The sequence below is a fragment of the Massilia cavernae genome (genome assembly GCF_003590855.1).
Classification (GTDB): Bacteria; Pseudomonadota; Gammaproteobacteria; order Burkholderiales; family Burkholderiaceae_D; genus Telluria_A; species Telluria_A cavernae.
Genome location: NZ_QYUP01000096.1, coordinates 1 through 10191, shown reverse-complemented (window position 1 = coordinate 10191; position 10191 = coordinate 1). Strand labels below are relative to the sequence as shown.

The following is a 10191-nucleotide window of genomic DNA, read 5'->3' as shown; positions in this document are numbered from 1 at the left end:
GCGCAGGTCGGTGCCGTCGAGGGCGTCCCACAACTGCTGCTGCACGCGCTGCGGGCGCAGCGCGTCGAGGATCAGTGCCTTGTAGCCGGGACGCTGCCCAGCCAGCCATTCCACTGCTTTTTCCAGCGCGGCGGCTGCATCGCGATGTAGCCATGCGCAGTCGAACGGCGAGTACAGGTCGCGGCCGACAAAATTGTCGGGCGTCCCGTAGCGCAGGTCGATCGCGATTCCGTCTATCGTCGACAGGTGCCGGAACTCCGGGCTGTTTTCGATATCCTCGCTGGCAATCCCTTGAATCACTGACATCCCCTCTCTAGACATTTGCGCGCTGTGGCGCCGATACTGTTGGCCAGCTCGCGCGCCACGTGCGACAGCGGCGAGTGGCTTGCGGTCAGCAGGTACAGCTGGACCGGAATGCCGGGATCCCACGGGCGGCGCTGCACTTTGGCGGCAGCCGCCGATGCCGCCGTAAATGGATCCACCACCGCCATGCCGGCGCCGGCTTCCACCAGCGAACGCGCGATCTGGTAGGTCTGCACCACGGTATTGAACACGGGTTGCACGCCCTGCGCTTCGCACGACGCCACCACCAGTTCGCCCAGCGGGTCGTTGTCGGCCATGCCGATCAATTCGCCGGACAAGCCGTCCGCCGTGATCGGCTGGCCGGCTTCCGCTTCGGTCCATTTGCCGGCCGGGGCGATTACGGTCAGCACGCCATGCGCGATCGGCTCTGCCACGATGCCCGGGTGGCGCGGGTCCTGCAGCGACAGCGCCAGGTCGGCTTCGCCCAGGCGCAGCGTGTTGACGATTTCGCTGGTGTGGTGGGTTGCCAGTTCGCAGCGCGTTTCGGGATATTCGCGGCGCCACAGCGTCATCGCTTCGGGCAGCACGCTGATCGCAATGGTCGGCGTCGACACCAGCCGCACGGTTTCCAGCGCGCGGCCCTTCAGGCTGGCCGCGAGGCGGCGGATGCCCTGCAAATCGCGGTTGAGTTTTTCGGTTTCGACGAACAGGCGGTGCGCTTCCGGTTTCGGATACAGCTTGCCGCGCACACGCTCGAACAGGGGCATGCCAAGCTGCAGCTCGGCATGCTGAAGCACCTTGGTCACCGCAGGTTGTGAGATGTGCAAGACCTGGGCGGCGCCGCTGATGGTGCCAACCTGCATGATTGCGTGAAACACTTCAATATGACGCAGCCGCATCGCTTTATCCCTTGTGTAATGAGATCGCGCTACTGCGCGAATGGTTCGCAGGATAGCGCAATTTCTTGCCCGTCGTTCCGGTCACTACTTCGTGACCGGCTCCACAGGAGCAACAACCGGCTCGGCCGGGGCTGCCGGCGCCACCGGCGGCACTACCGGAGTCTGCGGTGGCGGCGTCGGCACCATTGCTTCCAGCAGGGCCGCGGTTTCCGCATCCGGGGTTCCGTCGATCGTCATCGGGCGGTAGCGCATCTGGAACGCGGTAATGACGTTGCGGGTTTCCTTGTCCAGGATGCCGGTGCGCGGCGTGGCGTAGCCGAACGTGCCGAGCTTTTCCTGGAACCAGGACACTTCAGGCAGCAGCTGGTCGAAGCCCGGGCGTGCGATGGCCACCTTCGCGGCGTCCGGCCACACCACCAGGCCTTCGCGTCCCAGTTCGGCCCACGGGAACATCGGGCCCGGGTCCTGTTTGCGCTGCGGCGCGATGTCGGCATGGCCCACCACGTTCTCGGGCGGGATGTTGTGGTCCTTGACGATCTTCTTGATCAACGGGACCAGCGCATCGACCTGCTCGCGCGGGAACGGATACCAGGTGCGGGTGCCGTCCGGGTTGACGGTGAAGCCCTTGTTGACGATCTCGATGCCTACCGAAATCGGATTCAGGTTGGTGTAGTTCTTCCAGCTCGAGACGCCTGCATGGTTGGACTGGCGCGTTTCGTTAACCAGGCCGTAGATGACCGGCCTCGATTCGTCCGTCACCAGGTAATGGCTGCTGACGGTCTGCTGGGTCAGAATCCTGATCGAGCTTGGCAGGTCCGATACGGTGTAATGCAGCACCAGGAACTTGACGCGGCTGCTCTGGCTTTTGGCGTCGTAGGTCTTGTCGATGCGCGGGCCGGTGGCGCAGCCCGCCAGCAGGGCGCACAGGATAGTGGGAGCAGGATCTTCATGTCTTCGTGGTTCCGTTTTTATTTATGCGGTGGCGCGCGCGGCAATGCGCGCTGCGGCGTAATGCGGGTGGCCGACAGTGTGGGTCAGCTGGGTCGGCGCCGGCAGGGCGGCGCGCATCGCGGTGACGATGGACGGGTGCAGCGCCGACGCGCGGCCGGCCAGCACCACCGGGCGCGGGCCGAAGCGGCGGGTCAGCGCGTTGGCCAGGCGCGCGAGTTCGCGGCCGGCTTCCTGCAGGATGCGCGCGGCCACCGGGTCGGCGTCGGCGGTGGCGGCGACCACCAGCGCCAGCTTGCCAATTTCGCCGCGCTCCTGGCCGTAGATGAACTGGCGCGACAGCGACCAGTCGCTGCCGCCGATGCGCTCGAACACGGCGCGCGCCATCGGCGAACGTTCCCAGCAGCCCGGCTCTTCGTCCTCGGCGCGCCAGATGTGGCGCAGGGCTTCGCGCGCGATCCAGAAGCCGCCGCCACCGTCGTCCAGCATCACGCCGCGTCCGCCCGCACGGTGGAACTCGCCGCCGGCGTCGATCCAGGCGCCGATCGAGCCGGTGCCCGCATACACGAGGTAGCCTTCGCCCGGCTTGAAGTTGTCGAGATAGGCGATCTCGATGTCGTTGCAGAACGTGATGGCTGCGGGATCGAGGCCCAGCAGTTCGCCGAGCCAGGTTTGCAGCTGCGCGCCGTCGCCGTCGAAGCCGGTCAGGCCGGCCGCAACGCGCACCGGGCGGCCATGGGTGAGCGCCGCCGCGGCGAGTTCCCTGAAGTTGTCGTGGACGCTCTGGCGGCCGTCGGTGCTGGCCATTTGCAGGGCGGACAAGCCGGCGACATGGCCTTCGGCAAGGATGCTGCCGTCGGCGCGGGCAAGCGCCCAGCGTGTTTGCGTGCCGCCGGCGTCAATGCCGAGGCCCAGGCCGTCCAGGTTGTTCATTAGGTTTGCTCCGATCATTTCGCGTTACAGAACGGAGACCCGTGCGCTTTCGTTGCCCAGGCGGTCCACTCCGCTGACGAACACCGCCGTCGCCGGACCGCGCTGCGCATCATCCGCAATCACGAAATCCACCGCCGACACTGGCGCAACCGCGAAGCGCCACTCGCCGCCGTGCTTCGACCAGATCGCGTACTGCACATTGGCCTTGCCCGCCGACAGCTTGAGGCGCACGCCGTCCGGCCCGCGCTTCGCGCTGACGCCCGGCACGCCCGGCGCGGCATTGCCCAGCCAGGTGGTGGCCGGCACCAGCGCCGGTGTGCCGTAATGCACCGCCTTGAGCTGGTCGGTGATGCCTTCGCGATTTTCCATCAGCGCGGCCATGCTGAAGTGCACGTGACCGGTCGCGGCCGGACGCGCGCGCGTCACCTCGATCTGCTCCAGCACTTCCTTCGGCGCATACGACCGGGTGGGGGCGCCGATGCGGCTGGTGAACAGGCCCGGCCACATGTGGCGGCCCTTCGGGTTCTGCGCCAGCCAGTAGTCGAGCAGGGTGTCGTAGGCCTGCGGGGTCTGCGAACGGGGCCAGTACAACTGTGGCGTGAAGTAATCCACCCAGCCCTGTTCCAGCCACAGTTCGGCGTCCGCGTACAGCTTGTCGTACTGGCTGAAGCCCGAAATGGTCGGCGGACGGCGGTCGGGCTTGCCGATGCCGAAGGGGCTGATGCCGAAACGTACCCAGCTCTTTTCGCGGTGGATGCCCTTGTAGATGGCTTCGATCAGGCGGTTGACGTTGTCGCGGCGCCAGCTGGCGCGGTCGAGCTTGCCGCCGCCGGCGACGTAGCGCTGCCAGGCCGGCTGGTCGGGGAAGTCGAGTTCGGCCCTGGCGGCGCCGCTGCCGTCCAGCGCGGCGGTTTCGGCCCCGGTCGCGGTCGGCGCTTCGATCGGATAGGGGTAGAAATAGTCGTCCAGGTGCACGCCGTCGATGTCGTAACGGCGCACCACGTCGAGGATCACGTCAAGCGTCTGCTTCGACGCGGATTCCTCGCCCGGGTCCATCCACAGGAACTGGCCGTAGCTTTTCACGGCCGCCGGATTGGTCTTGGAGATGTGGGTGGCGGCGATCGGCGACCTGGCGGTGGCGTGGCGCGCGCGGTAAGGATTGAACCACGCGTGCAATTCGAGTCCGCGCGCATGCGCTTCGGCGACCCAGAATTTGAGCGGGTCGTACCAGGGCTGCGGGCCGACGCCTTGGGTGCCGCTCAGGAATTCGGTCCACGGCTCCAGTTTGGACGGGTAGATCGCGTCGGCCGCTGGACGCACCTGCAGCACGATGGCGTTCAGGTTCATCGCCTTGGCGCGGTCGAGGATGGCGATGGCTTCGGCCTGCTGCTGCGCGGCGCTCAAACCTTGCTTGGTCGGCCAGTCGATGTTGGCGACGGTCGACACCCAGGCTGCGCGGAATTCGCGCGGGGCCGCTGGCGGTTCAGCGGCAATGCCGGGGGCCGGGGCCGGGACCGCGCCAGGCGTTGCCGCCTCAGGTGCGACTGGTTTCGCCGTAGTGCAGCTGGCGAGCAGGGTGCCGAACGAGATCGCACCGGCGGCTGTGGCAAGCGCGAATGCGCGTTTTTTCATATTTGGCTGCAAGACCATCCCCTTCATTTTAATTTTCTAAACTTTCACGAACCATTTCTTTCGCCACATGAACCAGGCGATCGAAAACATGAAAGCGTTAAACAGCAAAGCATAAAGCAAAGATGTGTTGACCGGCCCGAGCGGCAGTGCGCGGATCGGCGCGTACAGCGTCTTGCCGAGCGAAACGAGGCTGCCGTCAGGCTGGGTGAATTTGATGAAGCCGAACATCTTGGCCACCAGGCCGGAGAACGCGAAGATGAACAGCGCGTTCATGCCGTAGATGACGAAAGGCTTGCTCCAGCGCGCGGCGGCTTCGCGCACGGCGGCGTGCGGATTCACGTCCAGCATCCAGTAGAAGGCGGAGAACCCGACCAGGCCCCAGCCCGCGGCCAGCATGCTGTACGAGGGTGTCCACAGCGACTTGTTGATCGGCATGAGGATAGCGTCGAAGATGGAACCCAGCGCCAGCAATACCAGCCCCGCCAGCAGCATCCACACGGTCTGTTCGGTATGGCTGTGGCGCGACAGCAGGAAGCGCCCGGCCAGCACGCCCAGCAGCTGGCTGCACACCGCCGGGATGGTGCTGAACATGCCTTCCGGATCCCAGGTCTTTGACTGCACCCACATGTGGCCATCCAGCACCATGCGGTCGAGGTACGCGCCGAAGTCCTTGCCCGGCTCCAGCACGCCGGCGCCGATGCCCGGCACCGGCACCCACAGCATCGCCACGCTGTACAGGGCGTACAGGCCGGCTATCCACGCCAGCTGGGCGCGCCAGCTGAAATACACGACGATGGGCGCGGCCAGCAGGGTGCACAGCGCGATACGCTGCAGCACGCCAGGAATGCGCACGGTCTCGAAGTCGAACTTGGGAATCAGGTTCAGCAGGAAGCCGATCAGGAAGATCAGGGCCGCGCGCTTGGCCAGCTTGATCAGCAGCGCCGGCTTGTCGGCGCCGGCATCGGCCAGGCGGCCCAGCGACAGCGCCATCGACACGCCGCCGATGAACAGGAAGAAGGGGAAGATCAGGTCGGTGAAAGTCCAGCCATGCCACTGGGCGTGGGCCAGTTGCGCATACAGCTTGGACCAGTCGCCCGGGTTGTTAACCAGCACCATCGCGGCAATGGTAAAGCCGCGGAATGCGTCGAGCGAGAGGAGCCGTTCCTGCGCAGCCATTCCTTATTGTTTCTTCCCGAATTCAGGGTCGATCTTGACCAGCGCCGCCATGATGAAAGCCGGAATCGTCGCCAGGCAGGTCCAGATGAAGAAGTTCTTGTAGCCCAGGTATTCCTGCAGGTCGCCGCTCCACATGCCCGGCACCATCATGCCGAGCGCCATCAGGCCGGTGCAGATCGCGTAATGCGCGGTCTTGTGCTCGCCTTCGGAGACCATGATCATGTACAGCATCATGGCGGTAAACCCGAAGCCGTAGCCGAACTGCTCGATGGCGAGGAAGCCCGAGATCAGGTAGAAGTTCTCCGGCTGCGCCTGCGACAGGTACACGAACACCAGGTCCGGCAGGTGTACTGCGAACACCATCAGCCACAGGCATCGCTTGAGCCCGAGGCGGGAGATCAGGTAGCCGCCGGCCAGGCCGCCCAGCGTCAGCGCGATGATGCCGATGGTGCCGTAGGCCACGCCGTACTGCGCCGTGCTCAAGCCCAGTCCGCCGTCGGCGATCGAATCCTTGAGGAAGGGCGCCACCAGCTTGAGCAGCTGCGCCTCGCCCAGGCGGAAGGTCAGGATGAAGCCGAGGATCAGCCAGATGTCGCGCTTGCCGAAGAAGGCGCCGAAGGTGCCGAAGAATTCGCGCAGCGGGCTGGTGCCGCGCGCCACCGCGTGGTCGGCGACCGGGCGCGGCAGCACCATCTGGTGCCAGGCGAAGGCCAGCGCAAACACGCCTGCCAGGATGAAGAACACGATCGACCAGGCCTTGTGGGCGTCACCCATCGTCACGGCCAGGTAGCCGGCCAGCACCACCAGCGGCCCCTGCCCGGCAAGCGTCGCGAGGCGGTAGAAGGTACTGCGCACGCCGACAAAGGCGGCCTGGTCCTTCTGGGCCAGGCCCAGCATGTAGAAGCCGTCGGCCGAAATGTCATGGGTTGCCGAACTGAAGGCCATCAGCCACATCACCGCCAGGCTGACCATGAAGAAGGCGGGCAGGTGCAGCACCGTGCCGACCGCGACCAGCGATGCGGCCACCGCCAGCTGCAAGGTCACGGTCCAGCCGCGCTTGGTGCCGAACATGTCGACCACGGGCGACCACAGGGGCTTGATCACCCACGGCAGGTAAAGCAGGCTGGTGTAGAAGGCGATGTCGGAGTTCGACACCCCCATGTCCTTGTACATGATGACCGACAGGCTCATCGCGACGACGTAGGGAATGGCTTGGGCAAAATACAGGGACGGCACCCACAGCCAAGGACTTTTCGCTTGCGAAGTTTGCATAGATCTTTCGTGATGAGGACGGACGGCGAGTCCAGGGCGGACGGCGAGTCCAGGGCGGACGGCGAGTCCCGGCGCCTGCCGCGGCCTTAGGCGGCGAGTGCCCGGCGAACGCTGCCGCTCGCCTGGTCCAGCAGGGCCCTGGCCTGGCCGATATCGGTTTGTCTGGTCAGGGCTACCACGGCAACCTTGACATGGAAATCGCACTGTTCCAGCACCGCGCGCGCCGCTTGTTCGTCGGCGCCCGTGGCAATCATGGTCAGGCGCACCGCACGCCGGATCAGCTTGGCGTTGGTGGGTTTCAAGTCTACCATCAGGTTGCCGTAAACCTTGTTCAAACGCACCATCAGCGCGCTCGAGAAGGAGTTCAGCGCGATCTTCTGCGAGGTGCCTGCCTTCAGGCGGGTGCTGCCGGAGATCACTTCAGAACCGGTGTCGAGGGTCACGCCGATTTCCGCCTCGTTGGCGACCGGCGCGTCCGGGTTGTTGGCGAAGCCCACGGTCAGCGCGCCCAGTTCGCGTGCGGCGCGCAGCGCGCCCAGCACGTAAGGGGTGCCGCCCGATGCGGCCAGCAGCAGCACCACGTCGTTCGGGCCGCAGTTGGTGGCCCGCAGGTCGGCGTCGCCCTGCACCAGGTCGTCCTCGGCGCCTTCGACCGCGACGAACATGGCGTCGGTGCCGCCCGCCAGCAGGGCGATCGAGCGCTCATGCGGCCAGGAGAAGGTCGGGTACAGCTCCACGCTGTCGAGCACGCCGAGGCGGCCCGAGGTGCCGGCGCCGACGTAGATCAGGCGTCCGCCCGCTTCCATGCGCGGCTGGGCGGCGGTGACTGCCGCCGCGATGCGCGCCGAAGCCGCGCGCACCGCGTTGACCGCGTTGAGCTGGTCGTCGACGAGGGTATTGACCAGTTCCGCGGTGGGGTACTGGTCGAGCTGGGCGTGCTGCTGGTCTGGGGTTTCGGTTTTTAGCATCTGGCGTGGGTGGCGCTATTGAGGATAGGCTGAGGGATAGAACCAGTGTAATACCAAATTGGCCAGCCTCCCCATGAAAGGATTGGGCGTCGTTATTCCGAAAAGTTATGTAACGCGGCGCATCTCGGCGACGAAATCGTAATGGTCGCTGCGGCAATAAGAATGGGTCAGCTCCACCGCCTGGCCGGATTCGAGGTAGCCGACCCGGGTAATGAACAGCACGGCCCGTCCCTCCGGAACGCCGAGCTTCTCGGCCAGCGTGGCCGGGGCGTTCATCGCGCGGATGTGCTGCAACGCGCGCACCGGCATGTGGCCGGTCTTGTCCAGGTGTGCATACAGGGAATCGCCCACGGCTTCCGGGCGCGGCAGGATGGCGGCGGGGATCACGCTCACTTCGTAGGCCATGACCACGTCGTCGGCCAGGCGCAGGCGCTCCAGCCGTGCGACCCGGCTGTTGGCCGACAGGCCCAGGCTCAGCTGCTCGTCGGCCGCGGCGATGGCCACGGCGCGCTTGAGCCATTGCGATCCGGGCCGGTAGCCGCGCTGTTCCAGCTGTTCCGAAAAACTGGAGAGGCTCGACAGCGGCTGCTCGATGCGCGGCGCCACGTAGTTGCCGGATCCGCGGCGGCGCACCACCATGCCCTGCTCGACCAGCTGGTCGATGGCCTTGCGCGCGGTGACGCGGGAGATGTCCAGCTGCTCGGACAACAGGCGTTCCGACGGCAGCGCCTGGTCGACGCGGTAGCGGCCGTCGCGCACATCCTGGATCAGCTTGCGTGCAACCTGCATGTACAGGGGTGAATTGTCGTTCAGGTCGACCCTGAACTCGGTGATGGTGTTGCTCATGGAGGTTCCGCTAACAAGTGATACGTACGAGTCCAGGTATGGTGCGTTCGCGCGGGCATAAATGCAAGGGCGCGTTGCGCGGGGCGCAGCCATCCATGAATGCGGGCGTGCCCAACATATCAAAAGGTTATGCCCCGGACCGCACATTTCATTGGCACCTGCCATGGCGCCGCTCTATCCTCGCAGGACGAACAACACGGAGTTACCCATGAGACAAGGCAGGCGAGCAATGCTGGGATTGGCTTTACTGGGCGGCATGAGCCGCGTCTTTGCCCTTGCGCCGGCGACGGCGTCGGCTTCCCCGAAGGAGCCCGGGCCGCAGCTCGACGCCGAGCTGGACGCGGTCGTGCGCGATCCTGCCTGCCAGCTCTCCAGCCTGTCGGTGCTGGCGATCCGCGACGGCAAGCTTGTATATGAGCGGCAGTTCGGTCAGCGTTTCATCGGCGCCGGCGGCCTGCCGTCGAAGCCGGCGGACGCGCGCACCATGTACCGCATCGCCTCGATCTCGAAGATGATGACCACGCTGGGCCTGATGCGCCTGGTCGAGGAAGGCAAGCTCGGCCTCGACGCGGATGTGGGTAACTACCTGGGTTATCCACTGCGCAACCCAAACTTCCCGGACCGCGCGATCACGCTGCGTAGCTTGCTGTCGCACCGCTCCAGCCTGCGCGACGACGCCGGCTATTCCTTCCCGGCCGCCACCCCGCTCAAGGCGCTGCTGCTGCCCGATGGCGCGCTGTACGGCAACGGCGCGATGTGGGCGAAGAATGCCGCGCCCGGCGAATACTTCACGTATTGCAACCTCAACTGGGGCGTGATCGGCACCATCATGGAAAAAGTGTCGGGCGAACGCTTCGACCGCCTGATGAAGCGCCTGCTGCTCGATCCGCTCGGCCTGCATGGCGGCTTCAACCCGTCCGAATTCAGCCAGGAAGACCTGTCCAACCTGGCCACGCTGTACCGCAAGCGCACCACCGACACCGAGATCTGGGACAGCGCCGGGCCGTGGATCCCGCAGGTGGACGACTACAGCCAGCGCCCGCCGGCGCGCCCGGCCGGCATCGACAACTACGCCGTGGGAACCAATGCCACGCCCTTCAGTCCCACCGGAGGCCTGCGCATTTCGGCGCACGACATGGGTACCATCATGCTGATGCTGATGAACGAGGGGAGGCACGAGGCAGGCAGCTGCTGCAGCCGGCAACGCTAAAGGC

General features: G+C 65.8%; 10 protein-coding genes. 1 reads left to right on the top strand and 9 read right to left on the bottom strand.

The genetic code is table 11. From position 1 onward, the window contains the following. The 9 genes from D3872_RS10310 to D3872_RS10270 all read right to left on the bottom strand — a co-directional run. The coding region (locus tag D3872_RS10310) for a M15 family metallopeptidase (RefSeq protein ID WP_147373853.1) at positions 1-306 on the bottom strand (306 nt) is incomplete at its 3' end. Further along, the gene (locus D3872_RS10305) at positions 297-1202 is read right to left on the bottom strand and encodes a LysR family transcriptional regulator (protein WP_119810691.1); all 906 of its coding nucleotides are present in this window, start codon (positions 1200-1202) and stop codon (positions 297-299) included. The genes D3872_RS10310 and D3872_RS10305, both read right to left, overlap by 10 nt. An 84-nt stretch (positions 1203-1286) precedes the next feature. Continuing rightward, the gene (locus D3872_RS10300) at positions 1287-2174 is read right to left on the bottom strand and encodes an N-acetylmuramoyl-L-alanine amidase (RefSeq protein ID WP_119810690.1); all 888 of its coding nucleotides are present in this window, start codon (positions 2172-2174) and stop codon (positions 1287-1289) included. Further along, positions 2175-3083 (bottom strand): N-acetylglucosamine kinase, encoded by a 909-nt coding sequence (locus D3872_RS10295; protein WP_119810689.1) that lies wholly within the window; start codon positions 3081-3083, stop codon positions 2175-2177. A 24-nt stretch (positions 3084-3107) separates the two neighbouring features. Continuing rightward, a complete protein-coding gene (locus D3872_RS10290; RefSeq protein ID WP_229459255.1) occupies positions 3108-4715 on the bottom strand; it encodes a glycoside hydrolase family 10-like protein in 1608 nt (535 codons plus the stop codon). Between the two features lie 36 nt (positions 4716-4751). Continuing rightward, entirely contained in the window at positions 4752-5891 is a 1140-nt protein-coding gene (locus D3872_RS10285) for an acyltransferase family protein (protein ID WP_119810687.1), read from the bottom strand. A gap of 3 nt (positions 5892-5894) precedes the next feature. Next, complete coding sequence (locus D3872_RS10280; RefSeq protein ID WP_119810686.1) at positions 5895-7163, bottom strand: MFS transporter; 1269 nt, start codon at positions 7161-7163, stop codon at positions 5895-5897. 86 nt (positions 7164-7249) lie between these two features. Beyond that, a complete protein-coding gene (locus tag D3872_RS10275) occupies positions 7250-8131 on the bottom strand; it encodes an N-acetylmuramic acid 6-phosphate etherase (protein WP_119810685.1) in 882 nt (293 codons plus the stop codon). 105 nt (positions 8132-8236) lie between these two features. Next, positions 8237-8977, bottom strand: coding sequence for a GntR family transcriptional regulator (locus tag D3872_RS10270; RefSeq protein ID WP_119810684.1), 741 nt, complete (start codon positions 8975-8977; stop codon positions 8237-8239). A 208-nt stretch (positions 8978-9185) separates the two neighbouring features. On the opposite strand from D3872_RS10270, the gene D3872_RS10265 reads away from it, so the two are divergent. Further along, complete coding sequence (locus tag D3872_RS10265; protein WP_229459254.1) at positions 9186-10187, top strand: serine hydrolase domain-containing protein; 1002 nt, start codon at positions 9186-9188, stop codon at positions 10185-10187. Positions 10188-10191: the final 4 nt, after the last annotated feature.

Bases quoted from the DNA above. Each gene is read 5' to 3' on its own strand.
- D3872_RS10305 (WP_119810691.1), bottom strand. From the start codon at position 1,202: ATGCGGCTGCGTCATATTGAAGTGTTTCACGCAATCATGCAGGTTGGC.
- D3872_RS10295 (WP_119810689.1), bottom strand. From the start codon at position 3,083: ATGAACAACCTGGACGGCCTGGGCCTCGGCATTGACGCCGGCGGCACG.
- D3872_RS10290 (WP_229459255.1), bottom strand. From the start codon at position 4,715: ATGAAAAAACGCGCATTCGCGCTTGCCACAGCCGCCGGTGCGATCTCG.
- D3872_RS10285 (WP_119810687.1), bottom strand. From the start codon at position 5,891: ATGGCTGCGCAGGAACGGCTCCTCTCGCTCGACGCATTCCGCGGCTTT.
- D3872_RS10280 (WP_119810686.1), bottom strand. From the start codon at position 7,163: ATGCAAACTTCGCAAGCGAAAAGTCCTTGGCTGTGGGTGCCGTCCCTG.
- D3872_RS10275 (WP_119810685.1), bottom strand. From the start codon at position 8,131: ATGCTAAAAACCGAAACCCCAGACCAGCAGCACGCCCAGCTCGACCAG.
- D3872_RS10270 (WP_119810684.1), bottom strand. From the start codon at position 8,977: ATGAGCAACACCATCACCGAGTTCAGGGTCGACCTGAACGACAATTCA.
- D3872_RS10265 (WP_229459254.1), top strand. From the start codon at position 9,186: ATGAGACAAGGCAGGCGAGCAATGCTGGGATTGGCTTTACTGGGCGGC.